Origin of the sequence: uncultured Psychroserpens sp. (assembly GCF_947494225.1) — a bacterium.
GTDB lineage: Bacteria > Bacteroidota > Bacteroidia > Flavobacteriales > Flavobacteriaceae > Psychroserpens.
On the sequence record NZ_CANLUG010000011.1, the window covers coordinates 38,869 to 60,550 of the forward strand.

At 34.7% G+C, this 21,682-nt stretch carries 24 protein-coding genes; 18 read left to right on the forward strand and 6 right to left on the reverse strand.

Annotated elements, in window-relative coordinates:
• Positions 1–144: 144 nt before the first annotated feature.
• The 4 genes from Q0893_RS18705 (at position 145) to Q0893_RS18720 (ending at position 5,944) form a co-directional block, all read left to right on the forward strand.
• Positions 145–2,691: a T9SS type A sorting domain-containing protein gene (locus Q0893_RS18705; protein ID WP_299278635.1), complete on the forward strand. Its 2,547-nt coding sequence runs from the start codon at positions 145–147 to the stop codon at positions 2,689–2,691.
• Positions 2,692–2,792: 101 nt separating this feature from the next.
• Positions 2,793–3,410, forward strand: a complete 618-nt coding sequence (recR, locus tag Q0893_RS18710; RefSeq protein WP_299278638.1) for a recombination mediator RecR — start codon at positions 2,793–2,795, stop codon at positions 3,408–3,410.
• 7 nt (positions 3,411–3,417) lie between these two features.
• Positions 3,418–4,515 carry a glycosyltransferase family 2 protein gene (locus tag Q0893_RS18715; RefSeq protein WP_298904798.1) on the forward strand — a complete coding sequence of 366 codons (1,098 nt, stop codon included), beginning with the start codon at positions 3,418–3,420 and terminating at the stop codon, positions 4,513–4,515.
• 91 nt (positions 4,516–4,606) lie between these two features.
• Positions 4,607–5,944, forward strand: a complete 1,338-nt coding sequence (locus Q0893_RS18720) for a dihydrolipoamide acetyltransferase family protein (protein WP_298904801.1) — start codon at positions 4,607–4,609, stop codon at positions 5,942–5,944.
• 80 nt (positions 5,945–6,024) lie between these two features.
• On the opposite strand, the gene Q0893_RS18725 is transcribed toward Q0893_RS18720, so the two are convergent.
• From Q0893_RS18725 to Q0893_RS18735, 3 genes are read right to left on the reverse strand one after another with little or no spacing between them, the layout of a single operon-like run.
• Complete coding sequence (locus Q0893_RS18725) at positions 6,025–6,252, reverse strand: DUF1059 domain-containing protein (RefSeq protein WP_299278643.1); 228 nt, start codon at positions 6,250–6,252, stop codon at positions 6,025–6,027.
• A 15-nt stretch (positions 6,253–6,267) separates the two neighbouring features.
• The gene (locus tag Q0893_RS18730) at positions 6,268–6,717 is read right to left on the reverse strand and encodes an SRPBCC domain-containing protein (protein WP_299278647.1); all 450 of its coding nucleotides are present in this window, start codon (positions 6,715–6,717) and stop codon (positions 6,268–6,270) included.
• On the reverse strand, positions 6,710–7,039 hold the full coding sequence (locus Q0893_RS18735; RefSeq protein ID WP_298904808.1) for a helix-turn-helix transcriptional regulator: 330 nt from the start codon (positions 7,037–7,039) through the stop codon (positions 6,710–6,712). The genes Q0893_RS18730 and Q0893_RS18735 overlap by 8 nt, the downstream gene beginning before the upstream one ends.
• Positions 7,040–7,187: 148 nt before the next feature.
• Between Q0893_RS18735 and Q0893_RS18740 the strand changes: the two genes are divergently transcribed.
• The 11 genes from Q0893_RS18740 to rimO all read left to right on the forward strand — a co-directional run bounded on the left by Q0893_RS18740 (position 7,188) and on the right by rimO (position 15,748).
• Positions 7,188–7,964, forward strand: a complete 777-nt coding sequence (locus Q0893_RS18740) for a 3'-5' exonuclease (RefSeq protein ID WP_298904810.1) — start codon at positions 7,188–7,190, stop codon at positions 7,962–7,964.
• Between the two features lie 9 nt (positions 7,965–7,973).
• A complete protein-coding gene (locus Q0893_RS18745; RefSeq protein WP_298904813.1) occupies positions 7,974–8,585 on the forward strand; it encodes a fumarylacetoacetate hydrolase family protein in 612 nt (203 codons plus the stop codon).
• Positions 8,586–8,927, forward strand: coding sequence for an Hpt domain-containing protein (locus tag Q0893_RS18750; RefSeq protein ID WP_298904816.1), 342 nt, complete (start codon positions 8,586–8,588; stop codon positions 8,925–8,927). It abuts the gene before it with no gap.
• Complete coding sequence (locus Q0893_RS18755; protein WP_298904818.1) at positions 8,927–10,174, forward strand: competence/damage-inducible protein A; 1,248 nt, start codon at positions 8,927–8,929, stop codon at positions 10,172–10,174. The genes Q0893_RS18750 and Q0893_RS18755 overlap by 1 nt, the downstream gene beginning before the upstream one ends.
• Positions 10,175–10,254: 80 nt before the next feature.
• Positions 10,255–10,491 (forward strand): 50S ribosomal protein L28, encoded by a 237-nt coding sequence (rpmB, locus tag Q0893_RS18760; protein ID WP_204346176.1) that lies wholly within the window; start codon positions 10,255–10,257, stop codon positions 10,489–10,491.
• A gap of 27 nt (positions 10,492–10,518) precedes the next feature.
• Positions 10,519–10,701, forward strand: a complete 183-nt coding sequence (rpmG, locus tag Q0893_RS18765; protein WP_072764828.1) for a 50S ribosomal protein L33 — start codon at positions 10,519–10,521, stop codon at positions 10,699–10,701.
• A gap of 68 nt (positions 10,702–10,769) precedes the next feature.
• Positions 10,770–10,922, forward strand: coding sequence for a DUF4295 domain-containing protein (locus Q0893_RS18770; RefSeq protein WP_298904831.1), 153 nt, complete (start codon positions 10,770–10,772; stop codon positions 10,920–10,922).
• A 144-nt stretch (positions 10,923–11,066) separates the two neighbouring features.
• Entirely contained in the window at positions 11,067–12,041 is a 975-nt protein-coding gene (gene ftsY, locus Q0893_RS18775; RefSeq protein WP_298904834.1) for a signal recognition particle-docking protein FtsY, read from the forward strand.
• 232 nt (positions 12,042–12,273) lie between these two features.
• Positions 12,274–12,699, forward strand: a complete 426-nt coding sequence (locus Q0893_RS18780) for an SRPBCC domain-containing protein (protein WP_299278658.1) — start codon at positions 12,274–12,276, stop codon at positions 12,697–12,699.
• 31 nt (positions 12,700–12,730) lie between these two features.
• The gene (locus tag Q0893_RS18785) at positions 12,731–14,404 is read left to right on the forward strand and encodes an amidase family protein (RefSeq protein WP_299278661.1); all 1,674 of its coding nucleotides are present in this window, start codon (positions 12,731–12,733) and stop codon (positions 14,402–14,404) included.
• A gap of 39 nt (positions 14,405–14,443) precedes the next feature.
• Positions 14,444–15,748 carry a 30S ribosomal protein S12 methylthiotransferase RimO gene (gene rimO / locus Q0893_RS18790; protein WP_299278664.1) on the forward strand — a complete coding sequence of 435 codons (1,305 nt, stop codon included), beginning with the start codon at positions 14,444–14,446 and terminating at the stop codon, positions 15,746–15,748.
• 25 nt (positions 15,749–15,773) lie between these two features.
• Here the strand turns inward: rimO and Q0893_RS18795 are convergent, their stop codons facing one another.
• Entirely contained in the window at positions 15,774–16,616 is an 843-nt protein-coding gene (locus Q0893_RS18795) for a class I SAM-dependent methyltransferase (RefSeq protein WP_299278668.1), read from the reverse strand.
• 23 nt (positions 16,617–16,639) lie between these two features.
• The gene (locus tag Q0893_RS18800; RefSeq protein WP_299278671.1) at positions 16,640–17,182 is read right to left on the reverse strand and encodes a DUF4287 domain-containing protein; all 543 of its coding nucleotides are present in this window, start codon (positions 17,180–17,182) and stop codon (positions 16,640–16,642) included.
• Between the two features lie 383 nt (positions 17,183–17,565).
• Between Q0893_RS18800 and Q0893_RS18805 the strand changes: the two genes are divergently transcribed.
• From Q0893_RS18805 to Q0893_RS18815, 3 genes are read left to right on the forward strand one after another with little or no spacing between them, the layout of a single operon-like run.
• Positions 17,566–18,063, forward strand: coding sequence for a T9SS type A sorting domain-containing protein (locus Q0893_RS18805; RefSeq protein ID WP_298904850.1), 498 nt, complete (start codon positions 17,566–17,568; stop codon positions 18,061–18,063).
• Between the two features lie 4 nt (positions 18,064–18,067).
• Positions 18,068–18,715 (forward strand): hypothetical protein, encoded by a 648-nt coding sequence (locus tag Q0893_RS18810; RefSeq protein ID WP_299278675.1) that lies wholly within the window; start codon positions 18,068–18,070, stop codon positions 18,713–18,715.
• A gap of 11 nt (positions 18,716–18,726) precedes the next feature.
• Positions 18,727–20,979, forward strand: a complete 2,253-nt coding sequence (locus Q0893_RS18815) for a hypothetical protein (protein ID WP_299278678.1) — start codon at positions 18,727–18,729, stop codon at positions 20,977–20,979.
• 67 nt (positions 20,980–21,046) lie between these two features.
• On the opposite strand, the gene Q0893_RS18820 is transcribed toward Q0893_RS18815, so the two are convergent.
• Entirely contained in the window at positions 21,047–21,673 is a 627-nt protein-coding gene (locus Q0893_RS18820; protein WP_299278681.1) for a hypothetical protein, read from the reverse strand.
• Positions 21,674–21,682 lie beyond the last annotated feature (9 nt).

A 21,682-nucleotide genomic window follows, 5' to 3' on the forward strand; every position in this document is an offset into this window, starting at 1 on the left:
TTGAGGTTTTAACAGGTTTTTGGCCGAAATATCTTATTTTAGCTAAAAAATTGCAAACAATATTAACTAATTAAAATTAAACGTAAATAAAAGTTGACATGGATGACTTTTTTTTAGGGTAATTTTAACCTAAATTTATTTGAAATGAAAAAGATACTTACTTTTTTAACTATCGCTTCTTTTTCCATTACAGCAGTTGCACAAGACTATAAAGACATGATTGCTGAAGGTACCTACACTGTTGCTGAAATCGTTTCGGCTGCAGAATCTCATTTTGAGAATGCTGGCACAGGACGAGGAACAGGATACAAATCTTACCGCAGGTGGCTCTATAATGCAGAACGTAATATGGATGCCACAGGAAAACTTAAATCACCTGAATATTTTCAGGAAGAATTAGAAAATTACATTGCATCGCAAAATGCCAATCAAAATCAATTGGCAAGAACAACGGTTGGAATCTGGGAAGAAATGGGACCTACATCGTGGAATGCGACTTCTGGATGGAATCCAGGTGTTGGTAGAGTAACTTCAATTGCTGTAGATCCATCATCAGTAACAACTATTATAGTTGGTGCAGAAACCGGTGGTATTTGGCGTTCTACAGATGGTGGACAAAACTGGACGGTTTTAACAGATAACCTGTCTAACATTGATGTATATGCATTAGCTATAGATCCAAAAAACCCAACACATTATTATTGGGGATCTACTGGAGGTACAATTTTTAGATCTACAGATTCTGGGGCAACATGGAATTTTTATTCTGATATAGGAAACGGAAACGTAAACAAAATATTAATTGACCCAACACCAAGTAGTACTAAAATGTACTGTACTGCTCAAGGAGGTGGATTTCATAAATCAACAAATGATGGACTCAATTGGACTCAAGTTTTTGGTGGTAGCGCTTATGACGTGGAATTCAAACCTGGTGATACAAATATCGTATTTGCTTCTGGGTCTAGTTTATACAGGTCTGGTGACGGAGGAGGTACTTTTACAGAAATTCCTACCGTTGCAACTACCGGACCTAAAATGATTGGAGTATCTGCAGCAGATGCTTCTGTTGTTTATGTGTTAGAATCTGGTGGAGGAGCGTTCAGTAATTTGTATAAGTCTTCAAATTCTGGAATTTCATTTTCAACACTAAATCATTCTGGTAAAAATTACTTTGGTTACAGCTCAGATCCTAACGATGTTAATGATGCTGGTGTTGGTCAAGCTCCTAGAGATATGGATATTGCTATTAATCCTAGTAATATTGATGAAGTTCATATTGCAGGAGTTAATACTTGGAGATCTACAAACGGCGGCATTTCTTTCTCTATTTCATCACAATGGACAGTTGGAGGTGCGCAGTTTGCAAACATTGGATATTGTCATGCCGATGTAGATATTCTAGAATTTATAGGAAATGCAACAGATGGATATAAATTATATGCAGGAACCGATGGTGGATGTTTCGTGGCAAATGATACAGGAAACCTTAATAGTAATTACTATACAGATTTAACAACAGGAATTGGTATACGTCAGTTTTATAAAATAGGAATAAGCCAAACAGATCCTGTGGTAGTCACAGGAGGTGCACAAGACAATGGGTCTTCTGTAATGGATGTTAACGGAAATTGGACAGATTGGCTTGGGGCAGATGGAATGGAGAGTTTTATAGATAAAAACAACTCTCAGATTATGTACGGAACAAGTCAGTTTGGAACGTTTTATAAAACACTTAATGGAGGCGCAAATTTAGTTGGAATCTCTCAACCAGACGGGAAAGGAGGTCAAAATAACTGGAATTGGATTGTACCTTTTGAACAAGATCCAATTGACGCAGATGTTATTTATGCCGCTTTTGATGAGGTTTATAAATCTACAGATGGTGGAGGAACGTGGAATTCAATATCTCCAAATTATGGATTAGATATTGATCATTTAAAAATTTCTCCTGCCAACAACGACAATATGTATATAGCAATTAATGATACATTTTATAGAACTACAGATGGAGGAAGTATTTGGTTAGAATCTACCAATTTAGATCTTGGGTTTACAGGGTCTATTACAGATATAGCAGTACATCCTACAGATCCTTCCAAAGTAGCAGTGTCTTCTTCTGGATTTGGTTCTCAAAAAGTGTTTTTAAGCACAGATAATGGTGTGTCTTGGAATGCCTTAGGAACAGGGTTGCCTAATTTTGTAGCATTAGCTGTTGAGTTTCAGGATAATGATGATAACGGAGTTTATGTAGGGATGAATTATGGTGTTTACTACATAGACGATACAACGAGTAATACTTGGGTGCCTTTTAATAATGGTTTGCCTAATGTACGTATCAGTGAATTAGAAATCAATGCTGCAGATAATAAAATCTATGCAGGAACTTATGGTCGTGGATTATGGAGATCTGAAGTTTTTGATGCAACGCTTAGCGTTGCAGAATTTGAATTAGAGTCCTTTAAAGTGTACCCTAATCCCGCTAAAAACAACGTAACTTTAAGCTGGGATAAAAATGAACCTGTTTCAGTTAGAATATACGATGCACTTGGTAAGTTGATGTACTTTACTAAGAACAAAAATATTTCTGAACCAACATCAATAGATGTTTCAAACTATGCTTCAGGACTTTATTTTGTAAAAGTTAATAATGCTAATGGGTTTGTCACCAAAAAACTTGTTATCGATTAAGCAAAATGTATTGTAAATAAAAAAACCACTATGATTTTGTTGTAGTGGTTTTTTTATGCAATCAGACTTAAAATTACTTTACAAATTGTAAATTAGCCGTTATGGAATTTTCTTCAAAATTACTTGAAAACGCTGTTAACGAAATGTCACAATTACCAGGAGTTGGTAAGCGAACAGCATTACGTTTAGTTTTACATCTTTTACGTCAGCCTAAAGAACATACTTTAAATTTTGCTAAAGCATTAAGTGATATGCGTACCGAAATCAAGTTTTGTCAAAGTTGTCATAATATAAGTGATACTGAAACGTGTGAAATTTGTGCTAACCCTAATCGTATTAATGATGTGGTTTGTGTTGTTGAAGATATTAGAGATGTTATGGCTATAGAGAATACCAGTTCGTTTAAAGGCTTATATCATGTTTTAGGTGGAAAGATCTCTCCAATGGATGGTATCGGACCAAATGAATTAAATATCCAGTCATTAGTTGAAAAGATAAAACAAGGAAAAATTAACGAATTAATTTTTGCTTTAGGCTCCACTATGGAAGGCGATACAACCAATTTTTATATCTATAAGCAAATTCAAGGTTTCGATGTAAAGACATCCACGATTGCTCGTGGGATTTCTGTAGGAAACGAATTAGAGTATACAGATGAGGTTACACTTGGTCGTAGTATTATTAACAGAATTCCCTTCGAGGCCTCTTTAAAATCTTAATTACTATTTGAAGCTATCTGTTGTCATATTAAACTATAATGTACGTTATTTTTTAGAGCTCTGTCTAAAAAGTGTAGAAGCGGCATTGGTGCATATTGATAGCGAAATCATTGTGGTTGATAATCAGTCCTCAGATGATAGTTGCGAGATGATAAAAAAGCGCTTTCCCAGAGTGACTCTTATTGAAAATCAATCAAATTATGGGTTTTCAAAAGGAAATAACATCGGTGTTGCCAAGGCTAAAGGAGATTATGTTTGTATTCTTAATCCAGACACTATAGTTGCCGAAGATACTTTCGAACGTTTACTTAATAAGTTTGATGACCAACTCAAACAAGGTATTTTAGGATGCAGACTCATAGATGGTAAAGGGCAGTTCTTACCAGAAAGTAAGCGTAATATTCCAACACCTTCTGTAGCTATTAAAAAGATGTTAGGTTGGTCAACATCCTATTATGCTTCACATGTCGATGAAAAAGAATCGGCTAAAGTTTCTGTATTTGTAGGTGCTTTTATGTTAATGCGCAAAGTAGTTTATTCTAATGTTAATGGTTTTGATGAGGACTATTTTATGTATGGAGAGGATATTGATTTGTCTTATAAAGTACAGAAAGCAGGATATTTTAATAGCTATCACGGAGACGTTGCAATAGTCCATTTTAAAGGTGAAAGCACACTTAAAGATAAGGTCTATGCTAAACGGTTTTATGGAGCCATGCAAATATTTTATAATAAGCACTTTAAGTCAAATCTATTTTTTGATACCTTGGTGTGGTTCGGAATTAAGTTAAGTCCGTTATTTGGTCGTACCACCAAAGCAAGGAAAGCCAAGTTAGATCAGACAATATTAGTGTCTTCAGAAATGAATACAGATCTGGATACTGTTTTAAAATCCGATTTAAAAGTACAGCCTCATTTCTCATTATATGAAGAGAAAACAGAATATATATTAGACAATAACCTCCTGAGTTTTAAGGATATCATAGATATCTTGTCTAATGCTCCTAAAAATTGTACGACCACGTTTAAAATTCTACCAAAAAATTCTAACTTTATCATTGGAAGTGACCACTCTAAAAGTAGAGGCGAGGTGATAAACTTCTAGAGAATAATTATTTGAAATAATCTCAATAATTGTATTGATTTTTCATTAATTTTGCAATCAACAAACCAATTATTGACCTTAGATTACAGATATGGCAAAATTTGAACTTAAGCTTCCAAAAATGGGAGAGAGTGTTGCAGAGGCAACAATAACATCTTGGTTGAAAGACGTAGGTGACACTATTGAAGCAGATGAAGCTGTTTTCGAAATTGCAACAGATAAAGTTGATAGTGAAGTGCCTAGTGAAGTAGATGGTGTTTTGGTAGAAAAATTATTTGACGTTGATGCTGTTGTGCAAGTAGGGCAAACCATTGCCGTAATAGAAACTGAAGCTGATGTTGCTAGCTCTTCAGAAGCGACACAAACCGAGCCAGTAAAACAAGAAGTTGCCGAACCTGCAGCTGTTGCAGAGGTTTCACAAGCGGTTACTGCCGCTCAAGAGGCTGTGGCTCCGATTGTTAGTACGGGCGATCGTTTTTATTCACCTTTGGTACGAAATATAGCTAAGCAAGAGGGGATTTCTCAAACCGAATTAGATACTATTGCTGGTTCTGGTAAGGATGGACGTGTGACTAAAAATGACATTCTTTCTTATGTAGATAATAGAAGTTCTCAACCAGCTCCTGCTAAGGTAGCCACTCAAGAGGTTTCAAAACCTGTGGCAGCACAGGCTAACGGTGTAGCTAAAAAAGCGGCTCCTGCGCCAATTGTTGCAAGCGGTGATGACGAAATTATAGAAATGACCAGAATGGGTAAACTTATTGCACATCATATGGTTGAGTCTGTACAAACATCGGCACATGTTCAAAGTTTTATAGAGGCCGATGTGACTAAAATATGGAACTGGCGTAATAAAGTTAAGAACGAATTTAAACAAAGAGAGGGAGAGAACTTAACGTTTACACCAATCTTTATGGAGGCCGTAGCAAAAGCACTACGAGATTTTCCAATGATGAATATTTCGGTTCAAGGTGATTCAATAATCAAGAAAAAACATATTAATTTGGGGATGGCAGCAGCCTTACCAGATGGAAATCTTATTGTGCCAGTTATTAAAGACGCAGACCAATTAAACTTGGTTGGAATGACCAAAAAAGTAAATGATTTGGCTAGTCGTGCAAGAGAGAATCAACTAAAACCAGATGATATTGCAGGAGGAACATATACAGTGACTAATGTTGGAACTTTTGGAAGTATTATGGGAACACCAATTATTAATCAACCTCAAGTGGGTATATTGGCTTTAGGTGCTATTAGAAAAGTACCAGCTGTTGTAGAAACACCTGAAGGTGATTTCATAGGCATTCGTTACCGCATGTTTATGTCGCACTCTTATGATCATAGAGTTGTTAACGGTGCATTAGGTGGCCAATTTGTAAAAGCGGTTAAAGATTATTTAGAAGCTTGGGACCCAAATAGAGAGATTTAATTTTCCTATTTATAATAGGAATCTGAATATAAAAAGCACAATCTTAAGATTGTGCTTTTCTTTTTAAGGCATGTTATTTATTAGCTGTCAGGAAGTTCTTCGAACATTTTTCGTTTGCTGTCAAGCCAGGCTTTCATAGCTTCAGGTGATTTCATTAGTTCTTGCATATCTTTCATTGCCTTTAAATGTGGTTCATCTTTCTCATGAAACATGTCCATGCCGTGTTTTTTACTTTGTTCGGCAATAGCTTCAAATGTATCGGCATGAAACTCTTTCTCACATGCACCTCCCAATTGTTTACAATTCATTGTTTTCATTTGCGTCTATTTTTTATCGGTTAAAAATTCATCTAATCTATTAAACACTGATCCCCATCCATTTTGAATGCCCATTTTTTCTTGCGCAATTTTATAGGCTTCTGTAGGATGTATTACATGGAAAGTGAACTCGGTTTTTTGTCCATTTTTTTTGAAAATCGATTGAATTTCAACGCCCTCGGTCATTGGTCTAAAATTGGCTAAAGAGCAAATCTTTTCTAGCTCGACAATTTCAGTATATATTCCTTCGGCCGTAAATTCGTTGCCATTTGGCATAGGCATAATATATTTCCATTTTCCGCCTACTGTAAATGAGTGTTCAATAATTTTTGTAGTCATTCCTTTAGGACTCCACCACTTAGCAATATGCTCGGGCGTGGTCCAAGCTTCCCACACAAGTTCTATAGGTGCATTAAATGTTCGCTGTATGGTTACGGTTTTGTTAGGATCATTCATTCTGTTTGTTTTTTGATTGTAATGTTGTTAAGTAATTTTCAAATGAGTCGATTTTATCTTCCCATAATCTTTTGTATTGTTCAATCCATAAAAAGGCAGGCAATAAATTTTGAGGCTGTATGAGACAAAAGCGCTCTCTGCCTTTTTGATTAATGTCAATAATCCCGCATTCACTAAGAATTTTTATATGCTTTGAAATAGCAGGCCTACTAATTTCAAATTGCTGTGCGACATCATTTACAGTTAATGACCCATTAGATACTAACTCAATAATATCTCTTCTTACTGGATCTGCAATGGCTTGAAAAACGTCTCTTCTCATATTTATATGTAATCGATTGGTTACAAATATAAGTGTAACTATTTGGTTACGCAAATTTTTTTAATAATATTCAATTTTCACTAAAAGGTTTAAGGTCAAAATATCTTCTTCCACTTATTCTATTTATCTTTACCCAAAAATTGATGACATGCAGTTAAACCTTAAAAAACCTATTTGTTTTTTCGATTTGGAAACAACTGGAATAAATATTACCAACGATCGTATTGTTGAAATTTCTATTCTGAAAGTTTATCCTGATGGAAAGGAGGAAACCTACACCCAACGTGTCAACCCAACTATTCCAATTCCTCCTCATGTCACTTTAGTACATGGGATTTCAGATGAAGATGTTGCAGATAAACCTGAGTTTAAGGATATCTCTAAAATTGTACACAATATGATAAAGGATTCCGATTTGGGAGGTTTTAATTCTAACCGATTTGATATTCCATTATTGGCTGAAGAGATGTTACGTGCCGATGTGGATTTTGATATGAAAAACACACAGTCGATTGACGTACAAACCATTTTTCATAAGATGGAAAAGCGAACATTGAGCGCAGCTTATAAGTTCTATTGTGGCAAAGATTTAGAAGATGCACATTCTGCTGAGGCTGACACTTTAGCCACTTATGAAGTTTTAAAAGGACAGTTAGATCGCTACGATGAACTCAAAAATGATACAAGTTTTCTTGCCGAATTTAGTTCGAGAAAGAAATTTGCAGATTTTGCAGGATTTATTGCTTTTGACAAAGACGGACAAGAATGCTTTTCTTTTGGAAAACATAAAGGAAAACGTGTAACAGACGTTTTAGAAACCGAACCAGGATATTTTGGATGGCTTCTTAATGCCGATTTCCCATTATATACTAAAAAGGTACTTACTGCAATAAAACTTAGAGGGTTTAATAATAAATTATTTTAAAGGATTCTAATGAAACTCATTTGTATAGGTCGAAATTATACCGAACATATTAAAGAATTAGAAAACGAAAGACCTACAGATCCTGTGATCTTTTTAAAGCCAGATACGTCTATCTTATTAAAGAAGCAACCCTTTTTTATTCCAGATTTTTCGAATGATATTCATCACGAAGTCGAAATTTTAGTTAAGATTAATAAAGTAGGGAAGCACATTGCCAAAAAATTTGCTCATAAATATTATGATCAGATCGGACTAGGTATTGACTTTACAGCTCGAGATTTGCAAACACAATTGAAATCAAAAGGATTGCCTTGGGAAAAAGCTAAAGGCTTTGATGGAGCGGCTGTCATTGGTAACTGGTTGCCAAAGTCAGATTTTGAAAGTGTTGACAATATTAATTTTAGCTTGTATAAAAACGATGCTATCGTACAGGAAGGAAATACCAGTTTGATGCTTTGGAAAATTGATGAAATCATAGAATATGTCTCTAAATATTTTACTTTAAAGATTGGAGATATTATATTTACAGGAACGCCAGCAGGAGTTGGCAAAGTTCTTGCTAACGATAAATTAAAGGGATATATAGAAGACAAGCAATTGTTTTCAATTACAGTAAAATAAATGGAACAACATTACAAATTAGATAGAGTACGTGAATTGGCAGATAATGATGCCGATTTTATCAAATCATTAGCCGAAGCATTTTTAGATGAAGTGCCTGAAGATGCCGAAAGGCTAAAAAAAGCAGTCTCAGAACAGGATTTTTTCAATACCTATCAGGCTGCTCATAAAATGAAACCAACAATAGATTTATTCGAACTAGGCGTACTTCAAGATCTTATTGTCGTGCAAGATTGGGGGAAATTTGAAAGAGTAGGAGAAGATTGCTCAACAGAATTACAGCATGTATTAACTGCAGTAGAAAATGCTACAGCAGAACTCAAACAAGACTTCAGTTTGTAATGCAGGCAGAAATTATTACCATTGGTGATGAAATTCTCATTGGTCAAATTGTAGATTCAAATTCGGCATTCATAGCAAAACAACTAAACGCCATTGGCGTTTCGGTTTATCAAATTACTTCCGTACAAGATGACCGAACCCATATATTAAAGTCGCTTGCCGAAGCCGAAGCAAATGCCGATATTGTTATTATTACTGGAGGATTAGGACCGACAAAAGATGACATCACGAAAAAAACGCTAGCCGATTATTTCAATGATACCTTGGTTGAAGACCTTTCTGTTAGAAAGAACATAGAACAAATTTGGGAAATTTATGTAAAGAAGCCTATTATGCAGGTCAATTTGGATCAAGCTCTTGTGCCTTCCAAAGCAGACGTATTAATGAATAGGTATGGCAGTGCGCCAGGAATGTGGTTAGAACACAATGATACAGTTTTTATATCATTACCAGGTGTGCCCTATGAGATGGAAGCCTTAATAAAAGATGAAGTTATCCCCAAATTAAGAACACGATTTCAATTCCCATATATTCAGCATAAAACTTTTTTAACCTACGGAATGGGCGAAAGCGCGTTGGCCAAACGCATTGAAACTTTTGAAAATGAATTGCCAGAGTTTATTAAACTGGCTTATTTACCAAGTTTGGGTCGTGTAAGATTGCGTTTATCGGCTAAGGGAGTTGAAAAAAGAACCATTGAAACAGAAATGGAAAATCAAATAGCAACACTATTGCCTCAAATTAAAGACATTTTTGTTGGGTTTGAAGAAGATTTATCTATAGAAGCTGTTATTGGTAAACAGCTCACGACAATAGAAAAAACTGTAGCGACTGCCGAGAGTTGTACAGGAGGATTAATTGCTGAACGTTTTACAGCAAATCCAGGCGCATCAAAATATTTTAAAGGAAGTATAGTAAGTTACACCAAAGAAGTTAAAGTTAATTTGCTCAAGGTTCCAGAACATATTATAGATGAGTTTTCTGTAGTAAGCGCTCAAGTTGCCGAAACAATGGCGATGAATGTTCGAGAGCAGTTGCAAACAGATTTTGCTGTGGCAACAACGGGTAACGCTGGTCCTACGAAAGATGATACAGCTGAAGATCTAGGGATTGTATATATCGCAATTGCAACAAAAGAGGCCGTATATTCCGAAAAATTTAGCTTCGGAAATCATCGTATAAAAGTCATAAATAAAGCGGCAAATAAGGCTTTTGAAATGCTACAAAAAGAAATTTTAAAAAAGTAGTAGTTTTAGTTTGTTGATATTACAAAGTTTTACTAAATTTGCACCCTGTTTTAAAGAAACATAATTAAAGTTAGAAAGAAATGTCAAGAGTTTGTGAACTTACAGGAAAGAAAGCGATGGTTGGGAACAACGTATCTCACGCGATGAATAAAACGAAGCGTAAATTTAACGCTAACTTAATCAAAAAACGTTTTTATATTCCTGAGGAAGATAAGTGGGTAACTTTAAAGGTATCAACTTCAGCATTAAAAACTATCAATAAAGTAGGTATTTCTGCTGCAATCAAAGAAGCTAAATCCAAAGGATTTTTAAAATAATAGCATAACGCGTTAAAGACACGTACAATGGCAAAAAAAGGAAATAGAATACAGGTTATATTAGAATGTACAGAGCATAAAGAATCTGGAAAGCCAGGAACTTCTCGTTACATTACTACAAAAAATAAAAAGAATACGCCAGATAGAATGGAGATTAAGAAATTTAATCCAATTCTTAAGCGTATGACAGTTCACAAAGAAATTAAATAATAAGAGATTTTCGTAAGAAAACTCAATTAATACATAAATTAGAGTTATCTCTCAAAATATATAGAGTCATGGCAAAGAAAGCAGTAGCATCATTACAAACAGGATCTAAAAGACTTACAAAAGCAATTAAAATGGTAAAATCACCAAAAACAGGTGCTTACATGTTTGTTGAGTCAGTAATGGCACCTGAGTTTGTCAATGATTTTTTAAAGAAAAAATAATTTAAACATATCATGTTTAATGATGAACTGCTTTCATATTTGAAAGCAGTTTTTTTATGTCTATATTTGATCAGTTTTCTGCCAAAATAGCAGTAAAAATTTTCGGCGTGACATTTGACTAGAACTTATAAATAAGTATAACGAATGAGTTTTTTTAAAAAAATATTTTCTTCGGAAAAAAAAGAAACCCTAGATAAAGGGTTAGAGAAATCGAAAACATCGTTTTTCTCGAAACTAAATAAAGCGGTTGCTGGTAAATCTAAAGTAGATGATGACGTATTAGATAATCTAGAGGAGGTATTAGTAACAAGTGACGTTGGGGTGAACACAACCCTCAAAGTTATCGAACGCATAGAAGATCGCGTTGCTAAAGATAAGTATTTAGGAACATCAGAATTAAATAAAATCTTACGTGAAGAAATAGCAGGACTGCTATCTGAAACTAATTCTGGTGAAGACACAGATTATACCATTCCGGAACTTCCTAGACAAGAAGATGGCTCTAAAACACCTTATGTTCTAATGGTGGTAGGAGTAAATGGAGTAGGGAAAACAACAACAATTGGTAAATTGGCTTATCAATTTAAAAAGAAAGGACTAAATGTTGTTTTAGGAGCAGCAGATACCTTTAGAGCAGCTGCGATTGATCAACTTCAGGTGTGGGCAGATCGCGTAGACGTACCAATGGTACGACAAGAAATGGGCAGTGATCCTGCAAGTGTAGCCTTTGATGCTTTGCAATCTGGAGTTAACCAGAATGCCGACGTGATTATAATTGATACAGCCGGACGCTTGCATAATAAAGTAAACTTAATGAACGAGCTGAGTAAAGTGAAACGTGTAATGCAAAAGGTAGTAGGAGATGCGCCTCATGATGTGTTATTAGTTTTAGATGGTTCTACAGGTCAAAATGCATTCGAGCAAGCCAAACAGTTTACGGCGGCAACTGAAGTGACTACATTGGCTGTTACGAAGCTAGATGGAACTGCTAAAGGCGGTGTTGTTATTGGTATTAGTGATCAGTTTCAAATTCCAGTTAAATATATAGGCGTTGGAGAAGGTATTGAGGATTTACAAGTTTTTAATAAGTATGAGTTTGTAGATAGTTTTTTCAAGTAAAAAGCTAATGCATGAAAAGCGAAAAAGTTTTGAGAATGTTGTTGATTGCGACATTTGCTCTGGCCCTTATTCATGTTCTGTATTATTTACAAAATGTAGCGTACACTTAAGTTATAGGAGTTAAAAAGCAACAGCTATAACCCTTCTGTTGTTCGTAAATTATTTATCTATTCCGTTTTGTTTATCTTTAAAGGAGGTTATATTTATGAATTCATAAATAGTTTTAATCCTTATGCATAGTATTTATTTCGATTTTTATATTAATGCACCAAAGCAAAAAGTCTTTGAATCGTTTGCATTACCTGAACATTTAGATCGTTGGTGGACGCTTAAATCGTCTGGACAACCAGAACTAGGAGCAACTTATAATCTTAACTTCACAGATGATTATAATTGGTTTGCTGAAGTGTCAAAAGTTGAAACTAATAATCATTTTTATTTAAAAGTAACTAAGGCCGATGCCGACTGGAATCCAACAACCTTTGGGATTACTTTAGAAACGCATGACAATAAGACCTTGTTTAAGTTTTCTCATATCAATTGGCCAGAGAATAATCATGAATTTAGAAATTCTTCATTTTGCTGGTCTCAACTACTACAAGGTTTAAAAAATTATATCGAAAAAGGAACTATTATTTCATTTGAAGAACGCAGCTGATTTTTCCGTATTTTTATTAAAAATACAAACCATGCGATATATACTTCTTTTCTGCCTCCTTTTTATAACCTACAACTGCAAACCTTCCGAAGAAAAAAAAGACAGCTCTCCTGATGTTGAAACGATCGAAACAGACGAAGACGCTAATGATCTTAGCGCGATTTCAACCAAAGATTTTAGAGAATTCAAAGTTTTAGATTCAAAATACATCAATAATGCAGAATTATGGGATGTAATCGATGAAGACTTAAAAGATTTTACTGAAGATGATTACTTTACATTGAAACCCTTTGTTATTGATCAGGATATTCCTGCGCTTCAAAAGTATATCTCAGAAGGACAACTTAGCTATGAACTATTAACTAAATTCTATCTATATCGTATTCGAAAATTTGATAGAGAAAATGATCTATCATTAAATGCTGTAATTGCTATTAACGCTAATGTTGTTACCCAAGCAAAAGCTATAGATGAAGCATTTCAACAAAACAAAAGGCAAGACAGACATCCAATTTATGGAATGCCTATTCTTTTAAAAGATAATATTAATACAGCCGAGATGCCTACAACGGCAGGTGCAGTAGCCTTAAAAGATAATACTACGGAAGATGCGTTTATTGTTAAACAATTGAAATCGAAGGGAGCACTAATTCTTGGAAAGGCCAATTTAAGCGAATGGGCTTACTTCTTTTGTGGAGATTGTCCAAGTGGTTATAGTGCTGTTGGAGGGCAAACTTTAAATCCGTATGGTAGAAGAATCATGGATACAGGAGGCTCCAGTTCTGGAAGTGGTGTTGCTGTGGCAGCTAATTTTTGTGTTGCAGCTATTGGAAGTGAAACATCGGGTTCTATTCTATCACCTGCGAGCCAAAATTCTATAGTAGGACTGAAACCAACTATTGGTTTGGTGAGTAGAGGAGGTATCGTACCAATTTCATCAACATTAGATACGGCTGGACCAATGACCAAAAATGTTATAGACAATGCCATTCTATTAGATGCAATTTTTGGAGAAGATAAATCAGATTCAAAGTCTATTTATGCCTTGTGGGAACCTGGATTTTATTGGAAAGATGCTTGGAAAGAATTTGAAGTTAAAGGGAAACGCTTTGGCGCCTTTAAAGGTCTAATGGAGGATGAGCTTTATGCTAAGGCGGTTGAAGTGTTAAAGGAACAAGGTGCGGAAATTGTTGAAATTAAAGCCCTTGATATTAATCTTCCAGGATTTTTGAGATTACTTAATCTCGATATGAAAACAGATTTAGTAAGCTATCTTAAAGACTACGGAAATCCTTATTTAGAGTATACATCAATCGAAGATATTATGGATTTTAATCGTAAGGATAGTCTTAGCGTTATGCCTTATGGACAACGATTATTTCAAGGTGTTTCTGACGATGCTGCAACTGATGAAGAATTTAAAGAAATAAAAGCGGTTTTAAAAGCAAATGGAAAACGCTTTTTCGATGAACCAATGAAAACTCACAACTTAGATGGTATATTATCTATAAATAATTATCATGCAGGTTATGCGGCAGTAGCAGAATATCCTGCCCTAACTGTACCTATGGGGTATAATGATGAAGGTGAGCCAGAGGGATTAACATTTATTAGCTCTCGCCTTCGTGAAAAACAACTACTAGAATGGGCTTATGTGTATGAACAAGCATCTAAAATGCGAGTTGCGCCTAAAAATTACAATTAGACCAATTTTAGATGTATCTTTGCAGCCTGAAATTTGACTATGAGAACTAAATCACTTAAGAAAAACAAAATCAACGTCGTAACCCTAGGTTGCAGTAAGAATGTATACGATAGCGAAGTATTGATGGGGCAACTTAAAGCCAATGGAAAAGATGTCGTTCATGAAGAAGAAGGAAACGTCGTTGTAATTAATACATGTGGTTTTATTAATAATGCAAAAGAAGAGAGCGTTAACACCATTTTGGAGTTTATGCAAAAGAAAGAGGCAGGTGATGTAGATAAAGTATTTGTGACAGGTTGTTTGAGTGAACGTTATAAACCAGATCTTCAAAAAGAAATCCCGAATGTGGACCAATATTTTGGGACAACAGAATTACCTCAATTATTAAAAGCTTTAGGAGCCGATTATAAACACGAACTAATAGGAGAGCGTTTAACAACGACACCTAAAAATTACGCTTATTTAAAAATTGCAGAAGGTTGTGATAGACCTTGCAGTTTTTGTGCTATTCCTTTAATGCGTGGAAAACATAAAAGTACACCAATAGAAGAATTAGTTATCGAAGCCGAAAAGTTGGCGGCCAATGGTGTTAAAGAACTTATTTTGATAGCTCAAGATTTGACATATTATGGCTTGGATCTATATAAAAAAAGAAACCTTGCCGAACTATTGGAGCACTTAGTCAAAGTAGATGGGATTGATTGGATTCGCTTGCATTATGCATTCCCAACTGGGTTTCCTATGGATGTATTAGACATTATGAATCGGGAGCCAAAAATATGTAACTATCTCGATATTCCGTTACAGCATATTTCAGATGCTATTCTGAAAAGTATGCGTCGTGGAACAACCAAAGAAAAAACAACTAAACTACTCAATGAATTTAGAGCTAAAGTGCCAGAAATGACGATTAGAACCACCCTTATTGTTGGTTATCCTGGTGAAACAGAAGAGGATTTTCAGACACTTAAGCAATGGGTTAAGGACATGCGTTTTGAACGCTTAGGATGCTTTACTTATTCTCATGAAGAAAATACTCATGCTTATAATTTAGAAGATGATGTTCCTGAAGATGTTAAAATTGATAGAGCAAATCAAATTATGGAAATTCAGTCTCAGATTTCATGGGAATTGAACCAAGCGAAAATCGGACAAGAGTTTAAAGTAGTAATCGATAGAAAAGAAGGAAATTACTTCGTGGGACGTACAGAGTATGATTCTCCAGATGTAGATAATGAGGTTTTAATTGATGCAACATCAACCTATTTAAAAACAGGAGAATTTACAACAATTAAAGTAATTGAAGCCGAAGATTTTGATTTGTATGCAGAGGTTGTTAACTAGAAGCTGTTTTTTTAGTTTTAAGATGTTATTGGTATTCTTTTTCTAGTAAATAAAAATGCTCATTTAAAATTAAATCGTGTTTCAGTTGTACAGAATTATTATAAGTTTTAGATAAACTGAAATAATCCTGATGATCTATAAGCTCATAATTCTTTATGCTTTTATAAAAGTCATCTTCAATAGTTTGGTATTCATTTTTGCCTGTGTTTATTATCTGTTTATCAAAAAAATTCAACAATCTTTTATAGGCCATTGTAGATTTAAGCTCACCCCTAAAAGAACCACTTCCAATAAAATCTCCAGAAGTTTGAATCGCATCAAAGAAGTTAAATAACCTATTGGTAGAGGGTCTGTCTAAAAAAAACAAAACACCTTCGAGAAGAATAAAACATTTACGACCATCTTTGATAGTTTCTATTTGCGTTTTTAAATCATCTTCATAATGGTCACTAAAATCTACACCAATAGAGTAGATTTGACGTTTAGGAAGTACGTTTTTATTTTGCCAATCGTTTATTTTTTTTGTTTTAAACCGTATGACTTCGTGTTTGTCAATTTCTATGTTGACGAGATTCTCATTCAAAAGAAAAGGGTACATGCTAAAACCGCTTCCAAAATTAATGAGTACTTCAATATGATGTGTTTCTATTAATGTTTTGAGTGTGTCAAGAAAATATCTATTCCTTAAGCAGTGGGTTAGTGGTTCTTCAGTAGACACATCATTAAGATAGTTCTTTATCCATTTTTCGGTTTTCGGATTGTTCCATAGTTTAGCGAAGCGATCTTGACTCAATTGTTCATTGGATGATCGAAACATTGATGTTACAAATGCAGTTTCGTGTATTGCTATGGATTTGTTTTTTTTCATTAGCATTTAGTTAACTCATATCATTACTCCGCTTTTATGTAGGCCTCTTTCATCCAGTCAATAAGTTCTTGATCTACATCATTCTCAGAAGTGATTTGTACACGATGAGTGCACATCGTACCAAACGGTCCAGAGTTCCCCAAACGATCTGTAGTTGGCTTGTCTGGAAGTTTTAATCCTAAATCGACGCGTGTCTTTGTTGCTGGTTTTATGAGTACGAATTGACGTTTTCTAATAACACTAACACTTGTTTTTTTAGGTGTAACAGTGACATCATTTCCAAAATCTTTTACCGCTGTTAGTAATTTTTCGTAGATCGGAAATAAAACCTCTTTGCCTTTGTATTGACTGCTCACTAAATCATCAGCTGTGTGCTGTTCTTCTTTAGATAGTGTGACTATGGTATTGGCAAAACCGTGAGTAACACCATGTTCTTTTTTTAGAAAGTTGACACCTTCAGAATGCTTCGCAAAGGCTTTACTTCTTAATATCGATTTCCATTCTTCTAGTGATTTGCCAGTTTTCTCAGGCATGTTATTAATCATGGTTTCTAGTGCTTTGTCCATAGCGTAATTGAGTATTGAAGTTTATTGCTTTTAAAGATAAAGGAAGTTTATAATATTTCAGAAAAACCAACAAAAAAAAAGAGCAAGCATTTGGAGAACTTACTCTTTTAAACAAACTAATGGGATTTGGCCAATCCCATCATTAGATTTTTTATAATGAATTGGTTGTCATTGGTTTTTGTAGCGACTTGCTACTGGCGAAACGACAAGTCTAACCAGAGCAAGGCACCACAAAACTGGTTGTCAAGTTAATGACACTGTAAACTTACAATCCGTACACATTGATTTAAAATTTAAGGGGTGGACAAAGAGTGGACATGAGCTTTTTTGCTTTTTTTTAGTGATTTGCTGTCCTACCTTAGATGAAATTAAACATGTTAATTATGTCACATCAAAACTGGATTGTTACAAGTTTAATGCTCATCTTTTCATTGGGATCTGCTCAAACTTTAAAACGAGAATCGCTAGGAATTCAAGGATCATCTCATGTTGTCTATGCTAATGCTAAAAGCTATTATATTCAAGAGAGTATTGGTCAGCAAAGTGTTATACGAACCTACGACGCTAGCAACTATAGCTTACGTCAAGGGTTTTTGCAGCCCGTAAACGTGTCTTTGATTTCAGAAAACTTAGATGGTAGTCTATTGGGATTTACCTATCCGAATCCTTTCGTAAATCAAATTAGTATAGAGTTTCAAGAACCGGTTTTCGATCGTGTTAATGTAACCATGCATGATATCTTAGGGCGACTAGTTTATAACGAAATTTTTAATCCAGTTCAGACCTTAGTTTTAAATTTTGGAGATTTAAGTTCTGGTCAATATCTATTACGAATACAAATGCGTACCGAGTTATTTGTGGCTAAACTGATTAGGAAATAAGGGTATGAAACGTATTGTTTTTTTATTAGTAATAGCGAATTCATTCTTAGGTTATACGCAGCAACTCTATCTAGAATTGGGTAAGACCATTTCAGCATTTGATTATAAAAACTCTTTAGGATTGGGATTAGAAAACTTGCAATCTAAATCCAATACATACTTGAAAATGGGGTATCGAGATGTGATTAATAATGAAGAGACATTCTTTTTTTCAATTGGTGCGACATACAATGGATATGGCGCCATTGGAAGTGATAGAACTCTTGATAATTTCTTTGAATGGGATGTTACCTATATAGGTTTGGAAGCAGGTCTCGATTTTAGATTATTTAGAGTTCGGGATTTTTCCTTTTTTCTGAAAGGAAACGTTTCAGCAGAATTTTTAATGCAGGGCAATCAAACGGTTAATAATCAGGTATTCAATCTTGTAGGAGAGGAAGAATTTAATAATCATATTTTTTTCTTAAGAGGCGGATTAATGATGACCTATCCAATTTCAAGAAACACCCTTATTACAGCAAATTATTCCATTGGAAAAACGGCATTATTAGACCAAGGTAATGCTATAGATAAAGAAGAATTAAAACTCACGGCACATCAATTTGGATTTGGTATTATCATAAGTCTGCCTAATTGTAACTGCCCATTTTAAATTAAAACGTCATGAAGAAGACCACACTATTATTAATGTTAATGTTAAACGTTATTGTATTTGCGCAAACAGATGGAATCAATTATCAAGCGGTTATTATTGACAATAATCCTCAAGAGATTCCAGGAGTAGATATTCAAAGTAACAACTTGCCAAATGCCCCACTAGAGGTGCGCTTTACTATTTTAGATGACTCAAATTTAGTTATTTATCAGGAAACTCATCAAACGGAAACCGATCCTTTTGGAATGATTAACCTCATGATTGGCCAAGGTGCAGTTACATCACAAAGCCCAACACTATTTGGACAAATTTATTGGAATAACCCTAAGCAGTTAAAGGTTGAGATAGATCTTTTTGATGGCAATGGTCTGGTAGAGTTTAGTAATCAAAAACTAACGTATATTCCTTACGTTAGACATCGAGAAATTATTGCGACTTCAACATTAGATGTTGATGGAGCAACCAATTTAAATAATAGCTTGTCTGTTAATAATCAGAGTCCTACAGAGTTATCGGGAACTTTAACTGTTGATAATGACACTAACCTTAATAGTAATTTAACGGTTAACAATCAAAGCCCAACATATCTTACAGGAGATTTGACGGTTGATGGCTTGGTGAGTTTTGATGGCGAATTGGCAGTTGGAGGAGATACTAATTTATATTCAGATTTGACAGTATCTGGGAATACTTTGCTTGAGGGAAATTTAAATGTATTAGGGATCTCTAATTTTAGTGATGGCATTTTCGAAAATATTTCAGTAACACAGAACTCTGCCTTAAATGTCCTAGATGTTGATGGTGTAACAAATATTAATAACGCGTTTAATGTGAATAATGGAAACCTCGCTAGTTTATCTGGGAATTTAAGCGTTGATGGTGGTACTTCATTAAATAGTACGCTTGCGGTTACAGGGACTTCCACATTAAGTAATACGCTTACGGTGAATTCAAATAGTAACTTGAACGGACAAGTTATTGTAGATGCTAATTTGGATGCAGTTGGAGGAGATTTGTTTTCGGCGGCTCATCCATTACGTGTAAAAGGAAGTAGACAAGGTATTTCAATTGAGTTAACTGGAATTTCTGGAGGAACGCCAAATAGTGGAAATAATTTCTTGTCGTTTACTAATGCCAACAATGTGAGATACGGTAGAATAGAAGGTCAAACTTCGGGAGAGTTATCAGGTAGTTTTATGTTTGTTTGGCATACAACAATGGTGGCTTTAGAAACGGCTTTTCAAGTGGCTATGGTTGCATTTGATGTTATTGGTGTAGACGATTTTGATGTAGCCGTCGTTGAAGGGTTTGAAATGGTGAATGTTATTGCAAATTGGACTGCAATTAACACCTATAATGCAGCCAATGTTGGAGTTTCCTTTTCATCGGGATTTGGTGATTATGCTGAATGGCTTGAAAAAAATGATCACTCAGAGGGTTTTAATTTTGGGGATATTGTTGGTGTAATTGGAGGTAAGATTACTAAGAATACCAAAGAGGCAGATCACTACATGGTGATTTCTCAAAATCCCATAGTGCTTGGTAATATGCAAGATGATGAACGTCAGAAATATTATGAAAAAGTAGCATTTATGGGGCAAGTTCCCGTGAAGGTTATTGGTAAAGTTTCTATAGGCGATTATATCGTACCATCTGGACTAAATGATGGTATTGGAAAAGCCATTTCACCAAAGCAACTTAAACTTTCAGAATATGCTAAGGTTGTGGGAGTAGCATGGTCTGCTTCTGAAACGAATACGCTGTCAATGATAAACCTAGCTGTTGGTATAAATGCCAATAATACATCTCAAGTTTTAACTGCACAGCAAAATGAAATAAGTAAGCTGAAAAAGGAAATCAATATGATTTTGTCTTATCTAAAAGAAAAAGACGAATCATTCCGAATTGAAGATTATAATAGTATAAGCGATACTCATAAAAATGAAGGTAATAAGGCACATAGTGACATGGTTACAAATACAACAGTGCTACCTGTCGAAACTATAGCTACAACTAGAGAAACTAGTGAAGTAAGCAGCGCTGTTGGTTTCAATAATTCCAATATAAGTTTGTCAAACATCAATTATAAGAAAATAGTGAAAATGTTAGAGGAACATCCCGAAGTTCTGAGTGAAATTTTATCTGATGCTAGAGAACTTTTGAAAAAAAGAGGCGTCGATTATACCCGATATGAACAAACAAATAAATTGGTGACAGATGGAGCATATTTTTTGAATTACCTAAGAGAGATGGCGAAATAAAGAAGAAACGATAGGTTCAAATGTGCTACGAGTCAGGCTATATGACTAAATTTAATGAGTTTCTTAGTTAATAAAATCTTTTAAATTTTCGCATTTGGTATAGGATTACAAGGGCATAAATTAGTGGAATTAACAGTATTGTAGTTGTTAAAATCAGGGATAATGTTACACCAAACACAGATTCCATATGCCATTGGCCAACAGCTATATTAGAAAGCAAATAGACGAGACTGATAACTTGAAGAATTCCTAAAGGAATCAAGTTTAGCCATAAAAATAGTTGCTTTGCGGTATTCCATTTTTTTATAAATGGCTCTAGGTTATACGTTTCAGAAAGTACTATCATTGATTTACAAAACATAATTATTCCCCAAAGAATATAAAGGTCTAAAAGATCTATTAGAACTCCAACGAGTAGCGGAACATTGTATATAACAATGTCATAAAATGAAAACAGAATTTGAATTGCAGAGGCAACTAATGCATGTCTAATTGCTGCTTTAAATATGGGATTATCAACTTGAACTTTTGAGATTCCCGATACACCTTTAAAAACCATAGTAGCTCCAATGATATCATGAAGGATATCCAGTTTAAGCCCGAAACCGTTTGTGGTACTGGAAATATGAAAATCGATAATGATAATTATAACACCCCAAAAAATGAGATTGAGATGCTTAGGTAATTCTGACATGATAAATAG